Here is a 23,449-nt window from a genome sequence, read left to right on the forward strand (position 1 = left end):
TATCGCCAACAAAGAATAAATTTTAGTACTATAAAAACTATTTCCTGATAGTTCAGGAAAAACCAAATATGAGCAAGAGAGATTATTACGAAGTGCTTGGAGTGCAGAAAGGTGCATCTGCTGATGAGATTAAAAAAGCTTATCGCAAAGTAGCCATGCAATATCACCCCGACAGAAATCAGGGAGATGCGGCTGCCGAAGATAAATTTAAAGAAGCTGCGGAAGCTTACGAAGTTTTAAGCGATACCAATAAGAAAGCACAATACGACCGTTTCGGGCATGCAGGCATGAGTGGCGCTGCAGGTGGTAATGGCGGTGGCGGATTTGGCGGTGGCATGCGCATGGAAGATATCTTTTCCAATTTCGGCGATGTTTTCGGAGATGATATGTTCGGTAGTTTCTTTGGTGGCGGACGTCAGGGTGGAGGCCGTAACGGTGGCGGTTCCCGTGGTTCCAATCTTCGTGTAAAACTAAAGATGAACTATGCTGAAATTGCACACGGCGCTACCAAAAAAATCAAAGTAAAAAAGCATGTGCATTGCAGCACTTGTAACGGCTCCGGCGCTAAGGATAAAAACTCGGTTCAGAATTGTAATACATGCGGTGGCAGCGGCCAGGTTCGCAGGGTTCAAAGTACGTTCCTGGGACAAATGCAAACGGTAACAGCTTGTCCTACCTGTCATGGCGAAGGGCAGACAATTACGGCTAAATGTGCGTCATGTAAAGGTGAAGGCAGGGTTTACGGCGAAGAAACAATTACCATAGAAGTACCTGCAGGTGTTCAGGACGGCATGCAACTAAGCATGAGCGGCAAAGGAAATGTTGGTGAGCGTGGCGGACAACCAGGTGATTTGTTGATTCTGATTGAAGAAGAAAAGCATGCGGAATTGGTTCGTGACGGTAACGACGTTCAGTATGTGCTTCCATTATCGTTTTATGATGTAATTAAAGGAACACAGGTTGAAGTGCCGACTATTGACGGTAAAGCTAAAATCAAGATTCCGGCGGGAACACAAAGCGGGAAAATATTCAGGTTGAAAGGAAAAGGTTTCCCTGAAGTTCAGGGTTATAATAAAGGCGATCAATTGGTTCAGGTAAAAGTCTGGACACCGCAAAACCTGAGCGATGAAGAATTTAAGATTATGGAGAAATTAAAAGGTTCCCCGAATTTTGAACCGGGTGAAGATGCAAGAAAAGAAAAAAGTTTTTTTGAGAAAATAAAAGATGCTTTCAGTTAATAAGCATCTGATATAATTGGATATTGAAAAGCCTGCAAACCTTGATGATTTGCAGGCTTTTATTATAATGTATTTTACCAACTACCCTTCCCTCAATTCTTTACCCGTAAGTGCAATAAATACATCTTCCAGATTAGCTTCTTTGACTTTCTTTTTACGTTCAAATCCGGATGCTATTAAATTGTCTATCAATGTATCGGGCGTATTTAAAGAAATTATTTTACCGGTATCTACAATGGCAACTCTGTCGCAAAGCTCTTCTGCTTCATCCATATAATGCGTCGTGATTACAACCGTTGTACCGGAGGCTTTCAACTCGCGTATCAAATCCCAGAGATTACGGCGGGCTTGCGGGTCAAGGCCCGTAGTCGGTTCATCAAGGAAAATGATTTTAGGTTTATTGATAATAGTTGTTGCTATGGAAAACCGTTGCTTCTGGCCGCCCGAAAGCTCTTTAAACTTATTCTTTGCCTTATCTTCAAGATTCACACTTTTCAGCAAAGTCATTGCATCGGTCTTTACGTTATAAAGACCCGCAAACAATTCAATCAGTTCTTTCAGGTTAAGATTAGGATAAAATCCTGCCGCCTGTAACTGAACTCCGATTACCTTTTTTATTTCATTAGGATGCGTATCCAGATTTTTACCATCAACAATAACCGTACCGGACGTCTTTTCCCGTAGTGTTTCAATGATTTCAAGCGTTGTGGTTTTACCCGCGCCGTTCGGGCCCAGCAAGCCGAAAACCTCTCCTTCTTCCACTTCAAAACTAAGGTCATTTACAGCCGTAAAATCACCATATTTTTTCACTAAATGCTGAACACTGATTATTGCCATTTCGAATCGTTGTTAATTAAACTTATTGAGAGATTGCAAATTTACACAAAAAAAATCCCTCGTTTAAGGAGGGATTTAAGATGTGAACCGAAATTCTATTTCTTAAGTAATTTCGCCGAATTTTTAATTGGAGTTACATGTTAATATAATGCATCAGCGACTGATACCGGTCAATCATGCTTTCCATTGCCGGCATTTCGCCAAACACTTCCTTAACCTCATATTCATATCTTTCAAAAGAAGCTACCAGGCTTTGAATGTCTTTTGTATTCGTTTTAATAACAATTTCCATCAATTCCTGATTCGGATAAGTAAATACCTGCAGATTGGTAATGATAACGTCGTTACTCTCACAGATACGTGCAATTTCAGAAAGACTGTAATTGGCAGGTTTTGCTTCAAGGCAAAGTATACCGCCCGATTTGTCTAAACCGGAATTGTTGCAAATAAACTCGAATAAAGCGTTCCTGCTGACGCTGCCCATATACTTATTGTCTTCATTCAGTACAGGAACAATAGAAATATTTTGTTGTAAAGCTCTTCTGATGGCTTCATAAGGATGCTGGTTACCATAAACCACAGGCTTAAAGTTGGTAAAATCAGCAGAAGACAAAGCTTTTTCAGGCGTTTCCCAATTCAGTAAATCTTCTTCTTTAATCAAAGCTTTATATTCATCGCCTTCCACAATCGTGATATTGGAAATCTGGTGATCCTGCATTAGCTGCAATGCCTTGTCTCCGGTATCTTCCATTGTAAGGGAAGGAATTTCTGATGATATAAGTTGGTATATAAACATGGCTATTGCGTTTTTAAATTGCTAATCGTCTCTTTATTATATCAACGTCAAAAACTGTTCCAAAGATGTGCAATAGTGTATAATCTTTCTTTATGCTACAATCAGCTGGCTGAATGCTTGCTCAAAAATTCAGACAAAATCTCATTAAACTCAGCCGGAACCTCCATCATGGGAGCATGACCGCATTTGTCAATCCAGTGTAATTCTGAATTAGGCAATAATTGCTTGAACTCTTCCGCAACCATTGGCGGAGTAATTGTGTCATTTTTTCCCCAGATAAGGCAAGTGGGCACTGTGATTTCGCGCAACTCATCGCTCAGATTATTTCTTATGGCAGATTTTGCCAAAGCAATAATCTTTATAGCTTTCAGGCGGTTGTTTACAATATCGTAAATCTCATCTACCAGTTCTTTAGTCGCAATGTTAGGATCATAAAAAGTCAGTTCCGTTTTTTTGCGGATAAATTCATAATCGCCGCGTTTGGGATAAGTTTCGCCCATACCGTTTTCAAACAAACCCGAACTGCCGGTTAATGTCAGCGTCTTTACCCTGTCCTTATTGGCTAAAGTATAAATCAAACCGATGTGGCCACCTAAAGAATTACCCATTAAATGCACCTTGTCAAATTCTCGCGATTCTATAAACTTCTGAACATATTTCGCCAGCGAACCAACGCCTGTGTCCAAACCCAGTTCAAACAAAGGCAGCATTGGAATAATGACTCTGTACTTACTTTTAAAATAATCAAAAAGGTCTTTAAAATTGCTGAGCGCCCCAAAAAGACCATGCAATAAAATTAATGGTTCTCCTTCGCCTTCTTCAACGAATTTGAATTTGCCGAGTGTTTGAACTTGTAATTCCATACAATTGTGTGTTGGCTGCTAAAATAGGTTTATTATATTAGGACAGCATTATTTTTCAGGAAAAAATTTTTATAATTCTATGCTGACATTCAACCATTCGCTGCTGAACCGTGCTTCGTATTTTTTATAGAAGCGGATAGCCGGTTCATTCCAATCCAATACCTGCCAGAGCATGCCGCTGAATTTCTTTTCTGTTGCCTCCTGAATCAATGCATCCATTAATTTTCCTCCGATGCCATTGCCCCGCCATTGCTCATTTACAATAATGTCTTCAAGATACATGCGCTGGCCTTTCCATGTTGAATATCGAATGTAATATAAGGCAAATCCTACAATTTCTGATGTCATAAGCGCCGAATCTTCCACCGCTGCTACCCAGGCCCACCAAACAGGATTTGAACCGAATCCGCTTTCCTTAAAATGCTCCGGTGAAACCGTAACCTCTTCGGGTGCCTTTTCGTATAATGCCAGTTCGTGTATCAGACGCATCATGGCTTCCGTATCTCCGGGCAATGCTTTTCGTATGTTAATACTCTTATTACTGTCCATGATTGCAAAACTATAGGCTTTAAGTTTATTTATAAAAGATTTAGGAATAAATATAAGGGTTGTGATTTTGGCATAAACTTAAAATCCTATTTTTACAGCAACAGATTTTTTTAAAACCCCCGTTGTTTGCTTAATAATAATTACAGAAACCTCAGCGACGAGGATTTGCTGCACCGCATTGCCATAAAGCAGGATCAGGAAGCATTTGGTGTTTTATACCAGCGCTACCTTCACCTGGCGCTCGGCGTGTGCATCAAGTATTTAAAGTCGCCTGATTTAGCCAAAGATGCGGTACAGGTAATTTTTGTACGCATCTGGACCGATGTGCACCAGCATCAGGTACGGAAATTTAAACCCTGGTTTTATCAGGTGGTAAAGAACCATTGCCTGATGGAGCTGAGGAAAAAAGACCCTAATCAGAAAATAGTAGCAGACTGGGATATGGATATTATGGAATCGGAAGAAACCCTGCATCATAAGCTTAACGAAGAACATCTGATACTGACATTACACCTTTGCCTGAAAGCATTGAATAACGAACAAAAACAATGCATCGAGCATTTTTACCTGAACCAGAAAAGTTATAACGAAACAGCTATACTAACAGGTTTTTCAGATAAAAAAGTAAAAACCAATATTCAAAACGGCAGACGAAATCTTAAGAATTGCCTTAAACAAAAGATTACGAACCAGGCCTGACCATGCACAACGACGACCATAAAATATTGCAAATACTTGACCAAAGCGCCTGTCTCAGCAAGAGCCAGCTATTGGGGTATTTGAATCGTAGTTTATATCCGGAAGAGTTGCGCGCTGTCGAATTGCATTTAAGCAGCTGCACCCTTTGCAATGATGCACTTGATGGTTTTGAAGCAGTCCAGAATGCCGAAAGCCTTATTGCATCGATGGTTCCTCCTGTTTTGCCTGCCATAATCCTGCCTGAAAAACCTGTAGAAAAGAAAGAACCCGAAGCACAGCCTGCTTACGTACCTTCCAAAAAACGTTCGAGAGTTAAGGTAAATGCCGAAGCGGCTGCTCCTGAACCTAATAAATATAATTCCAATCCTCAGGGCATCTGGCTCAAAACAATGGGCGCCGCCGCTGCATTGATAATCGGTTTTGGCTTGATATGGTATTATGAATTGGGTTCCAAAAAGAATACAGAAAACATAGCTGCCAATATACCCAATGCCGATACGGAGCCACGTCCTGTAAACGATATGAGTACGCAGAGCCTTGCCGCTCCCAAACCGGATTCCCTGCAATTGCTTGCCGAAAAAAAGGCAAAAGATTCTGTTTATCTGGCAACGGTAAAAGTCGAAAAATTAAAAGCACAAAAAGACAGCCTGGCAAACATTGCGCTTGCCCGTAAGGCTGATACTGTAATTGTGAGTGCGGACAAACCTTTACTGGCGGCAAACGAAAAAGAGAAAGAAGAAACAAATAACCCGCCTGAACCAACTGCGAAGAAACAAGTTGCCGCACCGTCAGCGGCTATGGCTCCTAAGAAAGAAGAAGATACAAAAACTGCCAAAAGCGATTTTGAGCTTGGCATGCAGCAATACAAGCAAAATAATTTTGCAAGCGCCTTACTTTATTTCAAGACAGCAGAATCAAACGATAAAGACCCTAAACATTGGGAAGCCGTTTATTTATCGGGCATGTGTAACAAAAGCCTTGACAGGAAACGAAAGGCCGTTAAATATTTCGAACGTGTGGTTGCTGCAAAAGCGTCACAGGCAAAGGCCGCACAAAAACAACTGGATGATCTGAATAAATAAAAAAGCGATGGATTCAATCCATCGCTTTTTTATTTCACCCTTTCTGCATTCCTTCAAGCCCTGAAAGGGCGACAGAGAACAGGATAGGATAAAATCCTATCCACTAAACGAGGACGGTATTATTTCGTAAACCTGCAAGTAGTTATATTGTTGCCTGAAGTGTAAACCAGACAATAAACACCCGATTGTAATGATGCAATATCAAAAATAGCTGTTTTCGTTTTTACGTTCCGGTGCTGAACAACCCTACCCGTCGCGTCAATGATATTGAGAGAACCACTTAACTCTGCACCGCCGCCGGAGAGGCATACAGACAATTTATCATTTGCCGGCACCGGAAAACATTTTAACTGAGTTATCCGCTCATTTTTGAGATCGTTGATGCCGGTTACACTTTCCGTATTAAAATCATCCATCACAAAACGGCTGCCGTAATGAGTAAGGGAATCACTTGAGATTTTTAGTTTCAATGTCATATAAACGGGCGTTTCCATACTGCTGTAATGAAATGGAATAGACTGTAAAGTCCAGTTCAGTTGCTCTGTTGTCAGTTTTATGGATGTATCGGCCAGTGCGTTCCCGCTTTCGCCTTCCAGTAAAACATCTACACGGGCATAATCGCCCGCCGTCGGCATTAATTTATAATAAAACGAAATTTTGGAAGGCGCTGTAGTAAAAGCAATACGCTGATCTACAAATGAATCGGCATCATAATTTACCGGCTTGATGTCGCCACCATAGGTAAAGTCACAGTATTTTGCCACTCTTAATTCCAGCGCCCTTGTGCCGGTATGCGCATCGTCCGTAACAAATCTTACACTATCCGAACCTATCCATTGACAAGTCGTGTCAATCGGGATTGCAATGGCATTCGCCTGTCTCCAGAGCCTGGGTGTGCCATCGCCATTTTGCAATTCGAATCCGGAATTGGGTATCTGGGCAATGGCGTTTACAGATGATAAAATGATGCCTGAAAGTAAAAGTATTTTTTTCATAATTCGCAGTTTTGGTTGTTTGGTATTACAAGGCATTGAATGCACCTTTTAATAACAAGACGGACTTTTTATAACGAATTATAGTATTGCTGCATAAATATCCGGGTATCATCCTGAAAGTATTATACCTTTTACTGTTTTCTTTCTACAAACCTTAATTCTATTTTCCCTATGGGTTTAAATGAAACACATAGGGACATAGGAAATTAATTATATAGAATTGTGTTCCGCCCTTGTTGGTGTTTTCACCAGCAAGTTAATTAAAAGTATTGCGGTTGGTGAAGACACCAACCGCGGCGAGCCAACCGGCAGTAATGCGGCTTCAATAAGCTCCACCATCACGCTATTTTAGATATGTTTATTTATTTTAAATAATTGAATTTCATTCAATTGCATAACATATTGATAGCAATAAACACGACACTGAGGTCAATTCAATCAATACACTCGACGCACAGGTCTGTGCAACCGATGCAATGGCTTGTGCAACCGACGCAATGGCTTGTGCAACTGATGCAATGGTCTGTGCAACCGACGCAATGGCGTGTGCAATCGACGCAATGGTCTGTGTAATCAACGCAATGGCTTGCGCAACCGACGCAATGGTCTGTGCAACTGATGCAATGGTCTGTGCAATCAACGCAATGGCTTGTGCAACCGACGCAAATGCGTTACGATTGATGAAGGTACTTCACCGATGCTTTGGCAAATTCAATACTACTTATCGGACTTTCCTCACCATTGCGGCTTCGACAAGTTCAGCCACCGCAAAAACATTAAGACACCCTACCCTTTTCGCTATCAGAGCCACCGCTCGATCTTGCTTTGAGGCTTTGTCCTTTATTGAAACGATAACTGAAGGAAAGCGTAAATACGCGGCTGTCGAAACGGCTGCGCCAGAGGGCATCGGAATTATTAAGTCCTATAATGCTGCCGCCGGCTTTGTAAAGATAAAAGGGGTCGTTGAAGTTGGCTTTAATGGTAGCTTTATCATTCAGTATCTTTTTTGCAACGCCTACCGAAATACTTCCGGAGGGAATAACAATAAACTGTGCGTAATATGCTTTGGTTTGGTAAGAGCCCGACAGCTCGGCTGTCCATGATTTATTAATCTGGAATTGGTTGGTTGCATTCACTGCCCAATGCACACCTGAGTTGTTTATAGCCTCATTGTACAGAGTGGCTTTAAAATTATCATTCAGTAATTCGGTGTAAACCTGTAGTGTCCACCATTTCATAGGATTAACATTGATATTCATGGTCAGTCCGTAAGAAAGCTGCTCACCCAGGTTACCGGGACGGCTAAAGAAAATACCGTTTGATTGCTCAATGGTTTCCGAAATCAAATCTTTGGTATAGGTCAACTGAAAAGCCGTTGTGATTTTGTTTTTAAATGTATGGGACAGTTCAAAATTATTGGAGATAGTGGGGCGTAAAAACGGGTTGCCGCCATACAAAGTAAACCTGTCGAGCGGGTAAGTAAAGGGGTTCATATCCTGATAATTGGGCCTGTCAATCCTTCTGCCATACGAAAAGCCGATTTGGTTATTGTCAAGGCTATCCAATTTATAGTTCAGGTAAAAAGTCGGGAAAAAGTTGTTCATCGTTCTGTCATAAGAAGAATCGGGCCTTACGGCATTCCCCAGTTGCTGACCGTTGATAATGGTGTTTTCAAACCTCAATCCTGCCTGCATGGAGAAGCACCCTTTTTCAAAACTATAGTTTACATAAGCAGCATTTATATTTTCCTTGTAAGTGAAATTATTGGAGAAATCATTGTTTACGGTCAGTTCGCTGTTTTCTTCATCGTAAAAATTGGCTACGTTATTTGTCTTGATAAAACTTGTCTTTGCACCAATGCCAACCGTTCCCAGGCTTTTTAAAGGATGCGTATAATCTACCTTAGCGGTTGCAATCTTAATATTGGATGGAAGGTCGCCAATTAGGTTTGTTTTGCTTAAGAAAGCGCCGTCAGGCATATAGATGCTGTTCAGCAAGGAACTGTTTAAGGCCCCGTCGTAATCCAAATAATCGAGGTTCACCAATATTTCCTTACCGGAGGAATCAATTTTATAATTGTAGTTAAGATTGACGCCTTTGTTCTTTAATACCTTATCTGCAAGCGAATAAGCCTTTACATTGTTTGCAACGGTACCCGTAGAATCGAATATGGAAGCCGTGTTATTGACCGGGCTATGGTCCACATTCCTGAAACCGGAGAGCACAATACCGAAGGTGGACTTCTTATTGATATAGTAATCCATACCTAACCTCAGGTTAGCGCCTTTGTTGTTTCTTTTAATATAAGAATGCTGGTTGAACATGGAAAGCAGCTCTCCCGTGGGCTTGTAGTAATTCCTTTCAATAAAGAGATCCTGATAATTGTTGCTGATGTTATAGCTTGCATTGCTAAAGAAATTTACTTTATTGACACGGTAATTGAAGTTCAGGCTGTTGCTCGTTCTTGCATAAAAGCCTTGTCCGTAGCTGAGGTTAAAGCCTCCGTTAAAACCTTGCGCTTTTGATTTCTTCAGGCGTATATTGATAATGCCTGCATTGCCTGCCGCATCGTATTTTGCAGGAGGATTGGTCATTAACTCAATAACATCTACCGAACTTGAAGGAAGGGAACGTAAATAGTTGGCCAGATCCTGCTGAGACAAATAAGTCGGTTTATCGTCAATATATATAACCACGCCCGACTTTCCCTTCAATTGTATATTGTCATTTGCATCGACAGAAACACCCGGAGATTTCTGCAATACTTCCAGTACATTGTTCCCCGCATTGCCAATGAAAGAATTTACATTTATAACAGTCCTGTCAATCTTGCGTTCAACAAGGTTCTTTTTAGCTTCAATAGTAACCGTTCCCAATTGATTGTCGCTAACCTTCAGCTGTATGACGGGCAGTTTCAGCATAGTTGCGGAGTCTATAAGGAAGGCGCTGCTCCAGTAGTTGTGATAACCCATATTGGTTATGTACAAAAGATAGCGATCAGGTTTTAACTGATCAACGGCAAAATCTCCGGTGCTTTCGGTAATCAGTACTTTGAAAATAGAAGAGTCTTTGGCATACATTATAGACACAACGGCGCCGTCAACAGGTGTTCCGTCTTCATTCATCACCACACCTTCAATGCTATTGGAGATGACAGCCTGACCAAAGAGGTTGAGGGAAAGAAACAGGAATAGCGGAAGTAAATAAGACAGTCTGTAATTCATGGTGTTTTTTGTTTAAGATTTATGTACCGGCCTTGCCACCCTGTCTTTCGCCCTCTATCCGCAATGTGCAAATTGGAAAATAATTCCCGAAAGCTACGCTACGAATCAATTCGTAGCAAACATACGAAACAACTCGTAATGACAAAAAATATTTGCGATATTTAATTGCTACGTTCATTATAATAAAAAAAGATCCGGGCTTTAGAACCCGAATCTTTCTGAAAGAATATGGAAACCTTATTTGGCTTCGCTTTCTGCAAAGTATTTATGGAAGAAAGGAATTGTTTCGATGCCTTTGTAATAATTGAAAACATCATATTTTTCATTTGGCGAATGGATATTATCGTTATCCAGACCAAAACCAAGCAATACTGTTTTCAAGCCTAATACGCTTTCAAACAAAGCCACAATAGGAATACTTCCGCCGCCGCGTGTAGGAATCGGGTCTTTACCGAATGTAGCTTTGATAGCTTTTGCCGCTGCCTGATAAGCAGGAGAATCTGTAGGCGTAACAACAGGTTCGCCACCATGATGCGGCGTAACTTTTACGGTAATGCCTGCAGGAGCAATTTTCTTGAAATGATCAGAGAATAAATTGGATATCTCGGTGCTGATTTGGTTTGGCACCAGACGCATGGATATTTTAGCATAAGCTTTGGATGGCAAAACTGTTTTGGCACCTTCACCTGTATATCCGCCCCAGATACCGTTTACATCCAATGTAGGACGTGTACCTGTTCTTTCCAGCGTGGTATAACCCAATTCGCCCCATACATCGCTTACGTTCAATTCTTTTTTGTATTCATCCAAATCGAACGGAGCTTTGTTTAAATCGTTACGCTCTTCCGCTTTCAGTTCAAGAACTTTATCGTAGAAGCCCGGAATAGTGATGTGGTTGTTTTCGTCATGCAAAGATGCAATCATTTTGCACAACTGATTGATAGGGTTTGCAACAGCACCGCCATAAACACCGCTGTGTAAATCGCGGTTAGGGCCTGTAACTTCCACTTCCATATAAGCAAGGCCACGCAAGCCGCTTTCAATAGAAGGGTTTTCCATGCTGATCATGGAAGTATCGGAAATCAGAACGATATCAGCTTTCAGTTTCTCAACATTAGCTTCCAGAAATTTACCAAGATTATCAGAACCAACTTCTTCTTCACCTTCAATCATCATTTTTACATTGCAAGCCAAAGTATTGGTTTTAGCCATTACTTCAAATGCTTTGATGTGCATGAACATTTGTCCTTTATCATCACAGGCGCCGCGTGCATATATTTTACCATCTTTGATAACAGGCTCGAAAGGTCCGCTGGTCCATAATTCCAAAGGATCTGCAGGTTGAACGTCGTAGTGGCCGTAAACCAAAACTGTAGGCAGTTTAGGATCTACGATTTTTTCGCCATAAACAATAGGATGGCCTTTTGTAGGACAAACTTCAGCCATATCGCAACCTGCTGCAAGCATGTGTTGCTTTACAGCTTCGGCACAACGGGCTACATCTTCTTTATATTTGCTGTCGGCACTAACGGAAGGAATGCGTAACAGTTCCAATAATTCATCAAGGAAACGGTCTTTATTTGTTTCAAGATAATCTTTCCAGACTTGCATGATATTTATGTTTTTAGAGGTTCAAAAGTAAGAGAAATGATTTAATTATGATAATACCTTGGTCAATTAGAAATAAAAAGAAAAATTTTCGAACAATAAGGGCATTCGTTTTTTATTTTAGCACTTTAAATGTGGCTTCCGTGTTCCGGCAAGTTTAAAAAAAATCTCCAGATTATATGCGCACCATACTATGCCTGATTGCCTCCAACTGTTTTATGACTTATGCCTGGTATGGCCATTTGAAAAAAGACACTACAAATATGCCGCTGATAAAACTTATCTTAATCAGCTGGGCCATCGCTTTTTTTGAATATGTTTTTATGGTGCCGGCCAATAACCGCTTCGGGAAGCAGGAAGGTTTCAGCCCTTTTCAGTTAAAAACCATTCAGGAGATTATTTCCTTATCGGTGTTTTTCATCTTCGCGCTTGTATTCCTGAAAGAACAGTTCAGGTGGAATTATCTGGTTGCCTTTGTGTTTATTATAGGTGCGGTGTATTTCATGTTTATACCTTCTTCTAAATAAGGGTATATAGAATTTGCATTCAATATCATTAACTAAAGGATTGACGCTTGTCCATTTTTAATTTGATCGTATTTAGTAAACCTGTGAGGTTTTTAAAACCTCACAGGTTTTAATTAAGCGCTTAATAAATGATCTCTGGTTAGCACTTACCTATTATATTTCCCTCCTGTCTTTATTTTACTGCAACTTAGACTTAGATGCCAACCATGAAAATCATAGCAACCGAGAATATCAATCCACTCCAGAAGGAATGTATTTATAAACTCTGGAATGAAGCATATCCTTCTACGATTGTTTATAATTCTATTGATCAGCTTGATGACTATCTGAACAGTCTTGCAGAGGTAACGCATTATTTCTTTATGGACACGGATGATGTAATTGCCGGTTGGGCTGTTACTTTTATAAGGAATAATGAAAAGTGGTTTGCTATTATTGTAAATAAAGACTTTCAGGGGAAAGGAGCAGGAAGCAGGATTTTAAGCCACCTTAAAGAACATAACGCTGCATTGAGCGGTTGGGTTATAGATGAAGGAGGATATCTTAAATCGGATGGTTCAGCCTACAGGGCTCCGTTGCATTTCTACCTTAAAAACGGATTTCAGTTAGTTGAGAATGTCATCCTTGACATACCGCAAATGAAGGCCGTGAAGATTTGCTGGCACGGTTAGTGCATTTTCTTACGCTAAAAGAAAAAGCCAATGCCATCCTTGCGGATAGACATTGGCCGGAAATTATTCATTTTATAAAATGCAAAGAGTTATTTTTATTGACAAAAAGTTGAAATCTGATCCGGAGGAACTACAACCGTTCTGTGATAACTGGTGCTGTCAACGATTTTGGTTTTTAAGAAAACTTTATTGCCACCCCAGATAACTTTGAAATCATATTTGGCATTCAGCGACAAATTGGTGGTTGAGAAATAACCCTGTATTACCTGGCCCAATAACTGATAAGCGCTTCCTGAACCATACGCACGATACCATACACCAACGGTAGGCCTTACAATAGGGTTGGCAGAACTGCTTGGGCAACGACCCTGAATATCAAAAGTAATGGGTGTTAATACTGGAATATTCAATGTAATAGTTGGCGTGTTGCCACATAATGCACCTGAATAAATGCCGACCGGGCTTCCGTCTCTTACCATAAAGTTTGTCTGGCTGTTGGCAGCGGTATTTCTGTAAACTTTAACATTCAGGTTACCTGTAGGCACATTGTCAAAAGTAACTGTTCCGCCATTTGCGACCTGAACGAGGAAGCCAGCTACTACCGGAATATTAGGATCGTTTGCAGCAAAGATATCTATCAGAAAACTTTCAGATGATGTCAGTCCGGTATTGAATACAACAGAAGAGCTGTTACAGATATTTTCCATTACAGCAAGGTTGTAATAAGTAAGGTGGGTAGTAGGAAAGTTTGCTTCAAGGCCATTTGCACCATTGGTAATTGTTGCCACCTGTTCGTAGCTCCATTGGCCTGTAGCAGTCTGATAACTCCATACCGGAATTGTCTGACCCGCAGAGAAAACAGTACCCGTAGCAGGGTTAATCTGCGTACTGCTTACGCCCATGTGCAATGTAATCGGCTTAGTAAACGTTTTTACTTCTGTAGCGCCTACAGCCATTGTGATGTCGGCAAAACCAGCAGTGCGGAAACGGCCTGCAACGGTGTTACCACTTGCATCTTTAATATTATCAGATGCAGTTCCGCCGGGGAATGCATTAAGGGATGAAGGACTGGTAGAGCTAAAGCTTACAACTGTGCTGGTGAGTGTTGAACCGCTGATTACATTACCCGCTTCATCCTTAAAAGAAGTACCGGCGGGAATATCAATAGATACTACCTGATCATTTGGCCCGGCGCTTGCAGGAGGAGGGATAACTACATTAGTTGAAGTACTGTCGCCTGTAAGTGTTGTTGTTGTTACGTTTACATTTACTCCTGCAGGAGGATCTGCTTTATTAATCATACTTACATTGATCAGTTTAAGCGGCTGACCAACTTTAATGGTAACAGGAATAAGAACCGGCAGATAACCGGGAGCTTCAGCTTTTACCGTAAATTTAGCAGGACTTCCATCGGTCGGATTTGCTTTATACAACAGGCCTAACGATAAAATTCCGTCAACTACGTTATAACGCTTTACACCACTGATCTCATAAACATCATTTGCATCCTGACCACTAATTGTAATAATGATACCAGCAGGCGGAGTGCCGGGATGTGCAGCATCATAAAAATTCATCGTAACCGTATGGTCGAAAGGGTTGGGATTAATACTGAATGTAAAATCCTTCGAGGGCTTGGTACATTGCGTAAAGCAAATACTGAATAAAGCAACAGCTATGTATAATATTTTCTTCATAGTGTAAATTGTTTTTTGATTTGATATTTGGTTAATTGAAAATTGTAGATTGACCATAAGCGATATGTGACGGCAATGCTCGTTATGGGCAGGTTTGTCTGGTATTTTGTTGTTTTGGTTTTATATAGGCGCATGCCGATAAACAAACCTGATGTTTATCTAATCCGGCATCCTGACTGGTTAAAAAATGGTCTATTAAAACGAAAAGGTTCTATGAGTTATATCCAGGGCATTCCAAAATATAAACCTGCTATTAATAGCTATCGGCACAAAAATAATAGTATTTAAAAGCGACGTACATAAAAATTCCTTAAGGTGAGGCACCTAAATCATAAGATGTAGTGTTTATGCATGTTGCACCATTAAAGGTGTCGTTGACCTTAAGGAATTTTTATCTCTACCCTATTCAATATATCACCTGACAAGGTAATATCCTCTGTATCTTTTGTTTGAGAGATGCGGAAGCAATGCAGGCATTAAGTTAACAAAACAGGGAAGTTGTTATTATAACACACAGATCCTTCACATCATTCCTTAAAGGAATTTTATGTTTGCGTCTGATAAAACACAGTATTTTTGATCCGGTAAAGTTTTTGAATGTTTTTTTGTTCCGGGAGGCATATCTTTTGATATGCCTCCCTTATTGTTTCAGCTCAGATTCAGCGGCTTATATGCGGGGAAAAGAAGTAAAACAATTAATCTGCCCGATTCCTCACGGAAAGCCGGTTATGATATGGGAAAGCCGACAACAAAATAATTTTTGCCGTCTTCAGAAACACAATAAGATATTTCCCCGTTATGCAGGCTTATAATCCGTTGAACCAGCACCAACCCCAAGCCAAAACCTTTTTTATCCTTACTGTTGTCACCACGGAAAAAATGGGTAAATAATTTAAGCCGATCGGATACGGGTATTATAGCTCCATCATTTGAAAAACGCAGCAAGAGTTTGTCTTCAACCGGCAATACCTCAATAACCGGATTGGAAACGGCAAAATTCATGGCATTTTTCAACAGGTTCATAAAGGCTATCTTAAGCATTCTGCTATTGCCTTTTATGGTAAGCATCTCACTATCTTCTATTTTGTGGGAAAAGATAAAATCAATTTGCAGGTGCGTATCCAGATAACTGATTTCATCAATGCATTCAAACAAAAGTTCATCGACACGAATGGGTCCTGAAAAAATATCATTAATCTGATTTTCGGTTTTGGAGATTTCCAGCATGGCATTTATGATGTAAGAAACTTCCATCAGATTATGCTTCTGAAATTCCATGCTTTTTTTCAAAGCTTCTACGTTTCCATCAGCTAAAGCTCCTTCTGCGTTACTCATCATAACAGATAACGGAGTCTTTAATTCGTGGGAAGCATGATGGACAAAGTGATACTGAAACTTAAAAGCGCTTTCCACTTTATCGAGCAATTCATTAAACTTATCTGTAAGGATGCTGATTTCATCTTTTGACCTTGATTCACTGATGCGCACCGAAAGGTCTTTGGGCGAAATAGTGGCAATATCTTTTGTAAGACGGCTTATGGGCTGCATAATAACACGCGACAACCATAAGCAGGTGAGAATAAGGAGCGGCGTTACTGTAAAAAATATAACAATCAATGCGTTTTTAAGGAAAGCAATTTTTCTTTTCCCGAAACGGTCGTGAGCTTTGGTAATGCCATAAAAAACCTGTTTATCATTCATGAACTGAAGGGCAAGCAATTCGTATTTACCATCTGTCATTTCAATACGGCCTTCTCCGTTCATAAGCCGCTTCAGAATCACTTTTGAATAAGCGATTTTTGTATCATCAATACTGTTATAAATAACATTTCCGTCTGCATCAAAAAGCAGGATTTTTTCATCAGAAAGCCTGTTGATGGTATTCCGGTCAAAAATTTTAAGCAATTCCTGGCTTATCTGGTCTACCTGCACCAATATCTTATAAGTAGTGTGCATCCGGTCTTCCAGCCGCTGGTAGAACTCTTCCTTGCGATACTTTTCGGAAATAATATATACTGTAGTAAAGCCTATGGCAAAAAACAAAGTGAACACAATAGTGTATCCCCATGTCAATTTATAGCGTAACGGCAGATTCCTAATGCTCTCCGATATAGTACCCGCAGCCAATCCGCGTCCTGATAAGTTTAGGCTCAAAATTTTTGTCTATTTTGTTTCTCAGCAAATTAATAAATACTTCGATAGTGTTTGTATTTGCGCTAAATGATGTGCCCCAAACTTTGGTAAGAATATCTTTTTTAGATACCGGCTGCCCGTTGGCATCTGCCAGCATCAATAATATTTCGTACTCTCTCGAAGTTAAACGGATTAACTCGTCCCTGCGTTTCACTTCTCTCTTGCGTGCATCGATTATCATATCGGAATGAACAATCAGCTCGGCACCGGTGTGATGATCGGACCTTTTCAGTATTGCTTTTATCCGTGCAAGCAATTCTTTGAAAAAAAATGGTTTGGTAATATAATCATCTGCGCCACAGTCAAAGCCCTGAAGCTTATCATCAATTTCATCAAAGGCGGTAATAATTATAGTGGGAACGGTGTTTTGTTGTTGCCTGATTCCCTTTACAAGCTCATATCCGTTTTGACCGGGTATATTTATATCCGCAAGTATTATGTCGTACTTATTTTCATTTATTAATTGTTCGGCTGTATTTCCGTCATATACATTTTCTACTTCAAAACCTTCGTTCTGAAGTTGCTGCTTCAATTCCTTTGACAGGTTTAAATCATCTTCTACCAATAATATGCGAGTAATGGACATTTACGTGAAATTAGAGTTGTGCCGGACAAATTTAAGGTCATTTTTATGAATATCATAGATATTTATCAACAGCATAAAGCCATAACAGCAAACGCACAGCGCAAAAGACATCTAACCTTTTTTTTTCTGTACTTCAAATGCTTTCCAAATAAATTTTTATTGATTAAATGATGTTTTAGTACAAATAGACTCTATTTTTGGAACCTCAACACAAATTCATACATATGAAATTAGTAAAAATTATTTCCCTGGCAGCGCTTATGACAATGGGCATAAGCTATGGAACTTTTGCACAAAACAAGATAGAATGGAAGCAGGCTACGTCCGGCGGCTATACCTATAAGTACGTTGCTGATGACCCTACACAGGCGCGTTTTTATACTTTGAAAAACGGGTTGACCGTTATTCTGAGTCCTTCTAAAAAAGAACCGAGAATACAGACTTATATTGCGGTAAAAGCAGGCAGCAAAACAGATCCGTCCACACATACGGGCCTTGCACACTATCTGGAGCATTTGCTTTTTAAAGGTACCGATGCTTTTGGTTCTTTAGACTGGAGCAAGGAAAAACCAATCTTAGACCAGATTGATGCGTTGTATGAGCAATACAATACTACCACCGATGAAACGAAGCGTAAGTCAATTTATAAAACTATCGACAGCGTTTCGGGCGAAGCTGCAAAATATGCCATTGCCAACGAGTATGATAAAATGATGGGTGCGATGGGTGCTAAAGGCACCAATGCTTTTACATCGTTTGAGCAAACGGTTTATACCGAAGATGTGCCAAGCAATGCATTGAACAAATACCTTGCGGTACAGTCTGAACGTTTCCGTGCACCTGTTTTACGCTTGTTCCATACAGAACTGGAAGCGGTTTATGAAGAAAAAAACCGTGGTCTTGATAATGATGGAAGAAAAGTAATTGAGAAAATGTTTGAAACGCTTTTTCCTAATAACAATTATGGTAAGCAAACAACTATTGGTACAGTACAGGATTTGAAGAATCCATCTCTACTTGAAATCAGGAAATATTTCAACACGTATTATGTGCCTAATAATATGGGCATCATTATGGCAGGCGATTTCAATCCGGATGAGGTTATTAAAGAAATAGACAAGGATTTTGCCTTTATGCAACAGAAAGCTATTCCACCTTATACTTTTGAGCCTGAAAAGCCAATAGCAAATCCTATTATTAAAGAAGTTACCGGGCCGACTCCTGAAAGTATTATGCTTGGGTTCCGCTTTCTGGGCGCATCTTCAAAAGACGCACAGATGTTGGAATTAGTAGGCAATATACTTACCAACGGTTCTGCGGGTATCATTGACCTGAATCTTGTCAAGAAACAAAAACTATTGGGTGCGGGTGCTTTCCCTTATGTGTTGAAAGATTACAGCACTTTATTATTACAAGGTAACCCTACGGACGGACAATCATTGGATGATGTGAAGAATCTTTTATTGGGTGAACTGGAAAATCTTAAAAAAGGTAATTTCCCTGATGACCTTATTTCTTCTATTGTAAATAATGAAAGAAAAAGAATCATTGAAGAAAATGAAAATTACGGAAGCCGCGCCAGCAACCTGATGAGCAACTTTACGGACGAAACGGACTGGAAAGACAAAGTAGCTTATGTAAATGATTTAAGTAAAATAACAAAAGCTGATATTGTTGCCTTTGCCAATAAATATCTTGGCAATAATTATGTAGCCGTTTACAAACGTCAGGGTGAGGATAAAAATATCGTAAAAGTAGACAAACCTACTATTACACCTGTTTCTGTAAACCGTGAGGCGCAATCTGACTTCCTGAAAAAGGTGAATGCAATGCCTGAAAATAAGATAGATCCGGTTTGGGTGGATTATAAAAAAGACATTCAACGTGGCAAAAGCGGTTCTTATGATGTATTGGCTGTTCAAAATAAAGACAATGCATTGTTCCGTTTGTATTATCAATATGAAACAGGAAGCTGGGCAAATAAATACCTGCCTGTTGCGGTGAATTATCTGGAATATTTAGGTACACAAAATAAAACTGCCGAACAGTTCAGTACTGATTTTTACAAGATTGCAAGCACCTGGAATATTACGGCAAGCGGCGAAAGCACAACCATAAGCATTGACGGACTTCAGGATAATTTCAACAAAGCAGTAAGCTTGTTTCAGGATCTTTTGCAAAACTGCAAGGTAGATCAGGATGCATTGGCAGCCTATAAGCTGAGCATGAAAAAATCGCGTGTGAACAAAAAGCTGAACAAAGGCGCTATCATGTCGGGCTTGCGCAACTATGCTATTTACGGTCCGCAAAATCCGTTCAATAATGAATTGACAGATGCTGAACTGGATGCTTTGACTGCCGATCAGTTAGTAACTATCCTGCACGACCTTGCCAATTTCCAACATCGTATTCTGTATTACGGACCAAAAACGGCTTCCGAAATCGGAACACAATTACTCGCGGTTCATAAAGCGCCTGCAAGCTTCAAGCCATTGCCTGTTGCCAAGAAATTTGATCAGTTGACACAGGATAAAAACAAGGTATTGTTTGCAAATTATGATATGGTACAGGCAGAAGTTTTCTGGGTGCGTAATGCAGATAATTATAATGCTACAGAACAACCAACCATTTCTATGTTCAACGAATATTTCGGCGGTGGCATGGGTTCTATCGTATTCCAGACTATCCGTGAATCAAAAGCATTGGCCTACTCTACCTATGCAAATTTCAGTCTGGCAAGCCGTAAGGAATACCGCAACAGCGCTATGGCTTATGTCGGTACGCAGGCAGACAAATTCAACGAAGCAGTTGGCGGCATGAATGAATTGCTGAATGAATTACCTGAATCTCAAAAAGCCTTGGATAATGCCAAAGAAGGTTTACGTAAATCATTGGCAACAGACCGTATTACACAAGACGGCATTTTGTTCAGCTATATCAGTGCAGAGCGTATGGGCCGTGATTATGACATTCGTAAGAGTACGTATGACGCAACACCTAATTTCACTTTTGCAGATTTAAAAACTTTCCATGGTAAAGAGTTGAGCAATAAACCATATACTTATTGCATCGTAGCCAACCAGGATAAATTGAAAGAAGAGGACATGAAAAAATTAGGCGATTTTAAAAAGCTTACATTGGAAGAAATCTTCGGATACTAATTATTAAAAGAACATGAGGAAGGCGGCACTTAACGGTGCCGCCTTTTTATTAAAAGAAAATTGCCGGATCTATAAGTTGGTTTCAAACAAATTCCGGCAAAATGTGTTTATAGAGCAGGAACCTCATTGACTAACCAAAAGCATTTAGAAAATCAAAAAGATGAATTACATATTAGAAGTTTATTCGGATGGATTGTTTATACCCATTACAGGAACTGCGGTTGTTGAAACCAATAATACGGTTATTTTAGAATTCGGTATTGACGACCATTTTAATAATCCTGAATGGATGACACAAAACGTATATAAAATTGAAAGTGAGCCTTATAAAGAAGCAGGCCTTGCGAATAATGTGGAAAATATCAAAGTGAACACATTCCTTTTTGATGCCCAAAGAGATATTATGACTCATTTAGATCAAAACGGCTTTTTACCTGTACAACATTCTGCTTAGAATGTCTATTTGTTTGTTTAAAAAGCGTCAATGATATACATTGACGCTTTTTTCGTGAAACGCAAAAAATAACTCATTATTCTTTAAACGCATGTGATAATTAGAAGTAATTTGATAGGTTGACATTAAAATAGTTACGTAGGGAGCAGCGAAATGCAAAAATATATTTGTAATTTTCCATATCCGCAATAAACCCAATAATGAAACCAATCTTTTACGTTCTTATTTTTCTTTTAAGCAGCTGCTTTCCCACTCTTACAATGGCGCAAGGCGAAAATAACCAATGGTGTTTCGGCCAGCGTTACGGATTTAATTTTAATACTAACCCGCCTTCTTTCTTCCAAACAAATATGAGGGTATTTGAAGGCAGTGCCAGCATTTGCGACAATGCGGGCAATCTTTTGTTTTACAGCTCCGGTGCTTATAACTGGGACAGGAATGGTAATTTAATGCCAAACGGACAAGGCCTGAGCGGTAACGGACCTGTTGCACCGAGTGTATGGCCGGGAAATCTTGGTTCCAGCTCCAAAGGTGTTGCTATCGTCCCCAATCCGGCCAACAGTAACCAATATTATATTATCACTACAGATGCAATAGAAGACCAGATGTATGATGCTTATTATTCGGTTATTGACATGACTTTAAACGGAGGGTTAGGTGATGTAATTCCTACGCAGAAAAATATATTGCTGACAACAGATATCAGTGAAGGTGTTGTTATGACCACTGCTTCAGATTGCCTGGGCTATTGGGCCATATTACATAGCAGATTCGGTTTCGAATACCGCGCTTTCAAGATAGACAATAACGGTATTTCAACCACTCCTGTTATTTCAAACGGGTTGGTAGGAAACACTACTACCTGGGTTTATGGTTACTTACAATTCAATACGGATGGTACGCAGCTTGCAAGAAGCAGTGACGAAATTGAACTATCGTACTTTAATAAAGCAACAGGTGTTCTTTCTTCCTTCTTTACGATTCAGGCTGCCCAATCGTCAGGCGGGCTTGTAGAATTCTCTCCTGACAATACGAAGTTGTACCTTTCCAGTTATCAAGGATTAATACAGTTTAATCTTGGATTATTGCCAAATACAGCCGCCGTGCAGAGTACGCAATTACTGTTAGACACGGCGCATCTCACTGCTATACGCCTGGGACCCGATAATAAAATTTACCTTTCGGCTTTCAACTCTAATTATCTTGATGTCATTAATAGCCCTAACACACTTGGAGCCGGTTGTCAGTTTGTAAGTAATGTGTATCAGCTTCCTGCTTACACTTCACCTCAGGTCTTTTTCGTATCTGAATTTGGAAATAAAGTATTCGTCAACATTTCTGCTGATACTTTTGTGCAAACAGTTCTGGATACAACACTATGTTTTGAAGAAAGCCTGACTTTACATGCACCTGATAATTACCAGAATTACCTTTGGTTTTCCAATGCTACAACACCTGAAGTAGCGGTCAGCCAGGATGGCGCTTATTGGTTACATGGCTATAATAGCTGCAATCTTTATATTGATAGTTTCAAAGTTCATTTTATCAATTTCGATTTAAACCTCGGAGCGGATACCAATATTTGCGAAGGCACAGAAATCACACTGGATGCAACAACACCCGGCGCTATTTACAGATGGCAGGATAACAGCATTTTGCCAACATACACTGCAGCAGACGCTGGAATGTATAAGGTGAATGTTACAGTCGGAAAATGCAGTAAATCGGACAGTATTCTTGTGAATATAATGGATCCTTTTGTAAATATTGTTGAAACCGATACTACCATTTGCAAAAATCAACCATTCATGCTGCACGGAACTGCATATCCTGAAAGTAATTATTCATGGAATGTTGGCGGAATTTCAGAGAATATTTCCGCCAACAATGAAGGGACTTATATTTTGACAGCTTCCAATGTATGTGGCGACTTTATAGATTCAGTTAATATTAAGACGATGGATTGTTCCTGCAATATATTTATGCCAAATGCTTTTTCACCGAATGGTGATGACAAAAACGAAGTACTGAAAGCGAAACTTAATTGTCCCGGCATGACGGCTTTTACATTAAAGATATTTAACCGCTTCGGGCAATGTGTTTTTCAAAGCAATGACCTGAATGATGGCTGGGACGGGCATTACAACAGCGGTCAAGCAGATGTCGGCACCTATTTCTACTATGCTCAGTACAAGGATGTTTCAGGTACGTTGGTAAAGAAAAAAGGTGATGTTGTATTAATCAGATAAAATCAGAGAAACATACAATA

The 23,449-nt window shown here is 39.9% G+C and carries 19 protein-coding genes; 8 read left to right on the plus strand and 11 right to left on the minus strand.

All coding sequences use genetic code 11. The annotated features are described in order from the left end of the window. Nucleotides 1–68 precede the first annotated feature (68 nt). A complete protein-coding gene (gene dnaJ, locus F0919_RS17545; protein WP_150034088.1) occupies nucleotides 69–1,238 on the plus strand; it encodes a molecular chaperone DnaJ in 1,170 nt (389 codons plus the stop codon). Nucleotides 1,239–1,319: 81 nt separating this feature from the next. Here the strand turns inward: dnaJ and F0919_RS17550 are convergent, their stop codons facing one another. The 4 genes from F0919_RS17550 to F0919_RS17565 form a co-directional block, all read right to left on the minus strand. Further along, nucleotides 1,320–2,075 carry an ABC transporter ATP-binding protein gene (locus F0919_RS17550; RefSeq protein ID WP_150034089.1) on the minus strand — a complete coding sequence of 252 codons (756 nt, stop codon included), beginning with the start codon at nucleotides 2,073–2,075 and terminating at the stop codon, nucleotides 1,320–1,322. A 133-nt stretch (nucleotides 2,076–2,208) separates the two neighbouring features. Beyond that, a complete protein-coding gene (locus F0919_RS17555; RefSeq protein WP_150034090.1) occupies nucleotides 2,209–2,871 on the minus strand; it encodes a CBS domain-containing protein in 663 nt (220 codons plus the stop codon). Between the two features lie 101 nt (nucleotides 2,872–2,972). Next, nucleotides 2,973–3,734, minus strand: coding sequence for an alpha/beta fold hydrolase (locus F0919_RS17560; RefSeq protein WP_150034091.1), 762 nt, complete (start codon nucleotides 3,732–3,734; stop codon nucleotides 2,973–2,975). A gap of 69 nt (nucleotides 3,735–3,803) precedes the next feature. Continuing rightward, a complete protein-coding gene (locus tag F0919_RS17565; RefSeq protein WP_150034092.1) occupies nucleotides 3,804–4,283 on the minus strand; it encodes a GNAT family N-acetyltransferase in 480 nt (159 codons plus the stop codon). 126 nt (nucleotides 4,284–4,409) lie between these two features. Here F0919_RS17565 and F0919_RS17570 point away from each other — a divergent pair, with 126 nt between their 5' ends. After that, the gene (locus F0919_RS17570; protein ID WP_150034093.1) at nucleotides 4,410–4,982 is read left to right on the plus strand and encodes an RNA polymerase sigma factor; all 573 of its coding nucleotides are present in this window, start codon (nucleotides 4,410–4,412) and stop codon (nucleotides 4,980–4,982) included. Nucleotides 4,983–4,984: 2 nt separating this feature from the next. Next, nucleotides 4,985–6,064 carry a tetratricopeptide repeat protein gene (locus tag F0919_RS17575; RefSeq protein WP_150034094.1) on the plus strand — a complete coding sequence of 360 codons (1,080 nt, stop codon included), beginning with the start codon at nucleotides 4,985–4,987 and terminating at the stop codon, nucleotides 6,062–6,064. Nucleotides 6,065–6,183: 119 nt separating this feature from the next. On the opposite strand, the gene F0919_RS17580 is transcribed toward F0919_RS17575, so the two are convergent. From F0919_RS17580 to F0919_RS17595, 4 genes are all read right to left on the minus strand, one after another. After that, complete coding sequence (locus tag F0919_RS17580) at nucleotides 6,184–7,059, minus strand: T9SS type A sorting domain-containing protein (RefSeq protein ID WP_190277425.1); 876 nt, start codon at nucleotides 7,057–7,059, stop codon at nucleotides 6,184–6,186. A 382-nt stretch (nucleotides 7,060–7,441) separates the two neighbouring features. Further along, nucleotides 7,442–7,699 (minus strand): hypothetical protein, encoded by a 258-nt coding sequence (locus F0919_RS17585; protein ID WP_150034096.1) that lies wholly within the window; start codon nucleotides 7,697–7,699, stop codon nucleotides 7,442–7,444. A gap of 136 nt (nucleotides 7,700–7,835) precedes the next feature. Beyond that, nucleotides 7,836–10,283: an outer membrane beta-barrel protein gene (locus F0919_RS17590; protein WP_150034097.1), complete on the minus strand. Its 2,448-nt coding sequence runs from the start codon at nucleotides 10,281–10,283 to the stop codon at nucleotides 7,836–7,838. A 237-nt stretch (nucleotides 10,284–10,520) separates the two neighbouring features. Then, a complete protein-coding gene (locus F0919_RS17595) occupies nucleotides 10,521–11,894 on the minus strand; it encodes a dipeptidase (protein WP_150034098.1) in 1,374 nt (457 codons plus the stop codon). Nucleotides 11,895–12,070: 176 nt separating this feature from the next. Here F0919_RS17595 and F0919_RS17600 point away from each other — a divergent pair, with 176 nt between their 5' ends. Both F0919_RS17600 and F0919_RS17605 read left to right on the plus strand, forming a co-directional pair. Further along, a complete protein-coding gene (locus F0919_RS17600) occupies nucleotides 12,071–12,418 on the plus strand; it encodes a DMT family protein (protein ID WP_150034099.1) in 348 nt (115 codons plus the stop codon). Nucleotides 12,419–12,624: 206 nt separating this feature from the next. Next, a complete protein-coding gene (locus F0919_RS17605; protein ID WP_190277426.1) occupies nucleotides 12,625–13,089 on the plus strand; it encodes a GNAT family N-acetyltransferase in 465 nt (154 codons plus the stop codon). Between the two features lie 95 nt (nucleotides 13,090–13,184). On the opposite strand, the gene F0919_RS17610 is transcribed toward F0919_RS17605, so the two are convergent. From F0919_RS17610 to F0919_RS17620, 3 genes are all read right to left on the minus strand, one after another. Continuing rightward, nucleotides 13,185–14,786 carry a hypothetical protein gene (locus F0919_RS17610; protein ID WP_150034101.1) on the minus strand — a complete coding sequence of 534 codons (1,602 nt, stop codon included), beginning with the start codon at nucleotides 14,784–14,786 and terminating at the stop codon, nucleotides 13,185–13,187. Nucleotides 14,787–15,512: 726 nt separating this feature from the next. Then, nucleotides 15,513–16,940 carry a sensor histidine kinase gene (locus tag F0919_RS17615; RefSeq protein ID WP_150034102.1) on the minus strand — a complete coding sequence of 476 codons (1,428 nt, stop codon included), beginning with the start codon at nucleotides 16,938–16,940 and terminating at the stop codon, nucleotides 15,513–15,515. Then, on the minus strand, nucleotides 16,882–17,565 hold the full coding sequence (locus tag F0919_RS17620; protein WP_150034103.1) for a response regulator transcription factor: 684 nt from the start codon (nucleotides 17,563–17,565) through the stop codon (nucleotides 16,882–16,884). Before F0919_RS17620 ends, F0919_RS17615 begins: the two co-directional genes overlap by 59 nt. Before the next feature lie 224 nt (nucleotides 17,566–17,789). Between F0919_RS17620 and F0919_RS17625 the strand changes: the two genes are divergently transcribed. The 3 genes from F0919_RS17625 to F0919_RS17635 all read left to right on the plus strand — a co-directional run bounded on the left by F0919_RS17625 (nucleotide 17,790) and on the right by F0919_RS17635 (nucleotide 23,429). Next, nucleotides 17,790–20,726 (plus strand): M16 family metallopeptidase, encoded by a 2,937-nt coding sequence (locus tag F0919_RS17625; protein WP_150034104.1) that lies wholly within the window; start codon nucleotides 17,790–17,792, stop codon nucleotides 20,724–20,726. A gap of 160 nt (nucleotides 20,727–20,886) precedes the next feature. Further along, the gene (locus tag F0919_RS17630) at nucleotides 20,887–21,180 is read left to right on the plus strand and encodes a hypothetical protein (RefSeq protein WP_150034106.1); all 294 of its coding nucleotides are present in this window, start codon (nucleotides 20,887–20,889) and stop codon (nucleotides 21,178–21,180) included. 200 nt (nucleotides 21,181–21,380) lie between these two features. Further along, nucleotides 21,381–23,429: a T9SS type B sorting domain-containing protein gene (locus F0919_RS17635; protein ID WP_150034108.1), complete on the plus strand. Its 2,049-nt coding sequence runs from the start codon at nucleotides 21,381–21,383 to the stop codon at nucleotides 23,427–23,429. Nucleotides 23,430–23,449 lie beyond the last annotated feature (20 nt).

This window comes from Taibaiella lutea, from assembly GCF_008629695.1.
Taxonomy (GTDB): Bacteria; Bacteroidota; Bacteroidia; order Chitinophagales; family Chitinophagaceae; genus Taibaiella; species Taibaiella lutea.

Excerpts from the sequence above, each read along its gene's own strand:
- dnaJ (WP_150034088.1), top strand. The coding sequence starts at position 69 with ATGAGCAAGAGAGATTATTACGAAGTGCTTGGAGTGCAGAAAGGTGCA.
- F0919_RS17550 (WP_150034089.1), bottom strand. The coding sequence starts at position 2,075 with ATGGCAATAATCAGTGTTCAGCATTTAGTGAAAAAATATGGTGATTTT.
- F0919_RS17555 (WP_150034090.1), bottom strand. The coding sequence starts at position 2,871 with ATGTTTATATACCAACTTATATCATCAGAAATTCCTTCCCTTACAATG.
- F0919_RS17560 (WP_150034091.1), bottom strand. The coding sequence starts at position 3,734 with ATGGAATTACAAGTTCAAACACTCGGCAAATTCAAATTCGTTGAAGAA.
- F0919_RS17565 (WP_150034092.1), bottom strand. The coding sequence starts at position 4,283 with ATGGACAGTAATAAGAGTATTAACATACGAAAAGCATTGCCCGGAGAT.
- F0919_RS17575 (WP_150034094.1), top strand. The coding sequence starts at position 4,985 with ATGCACAACGACGACCATAAAATATTGCAAATACTTGACCAAAGCGCC.
- F0919_RS17580 (WP_190277425.1), bottom strand. The coding sequence starts at position 7,059 with ATGAAAAAAATACTTTTACTTTCAGGCATCATTTTATCATCTGTAAAC.
- F0919_RS17590 (WP_150034097.1), bottom strand. The coding sequence starts at position 10,283 with ATGAATTACAGACTGTCTTATTTACTTCCGCTATTCCTGTTTCTTTCC.
- F0919_RS17595 (WP_150034098.1), bottom strand. The coding sequence starts at position 11,894 with ATGCAAGTCTGGAAAGATTATCTTGAAACAAATAAAGACCGTTTCCTT.
- F0919_RS17600 (WP_150034099.1), top strand. The coding sequence starts at position 12,071 with ATGCGCACCATACTATGCCTGATTGCCTCCAACTGTTTTATGACTTAT.
- F0919_RS17605 (WP_190277426.1), top strand. The coding sequence starts at position 12,625 with ATGAAAATCATAGCAACCGAGAATATCAATCCACTCCAGAAGGAATGT.
- F0919_RS17610 (WP_150034101.1), bottom strand. The coding sequence starts at position 14,786 with ATGAAGAAAATATTATACATAGCTGTTGCTTTATTCAGTATTTGCTTT.
- F0919_RS17620 (WP_150034103.1), bottom strand. The coding sequence starts at position 17,565 with ATGTCCATTACTCGCATATTATTGGTAGAAGATGATTTAAACCTGTCA.
- F0919_RS17625 (WP_150034104.1), top strand. The coding sequence starts at position 17,790 with ATGAAATTAGTAAAAATTATTTCCCTGGCAGCGCTTATGACAATGGGC.
- F0919_RS17630 (WP_150034106.1), top strand. The coding sequence starts at position 20,887 with ATGAATTACATATTAGAAGTTTATTCGGATGGATTGTTTATACCCATT.
- F0919_RS17635 (WP_150034108.1), top strand. The coding sequence starts at position 21,381 with ATGAAACCAATCTTTTACGTTCTTATTTTTCTTTTAAGCAGCTGCTTT.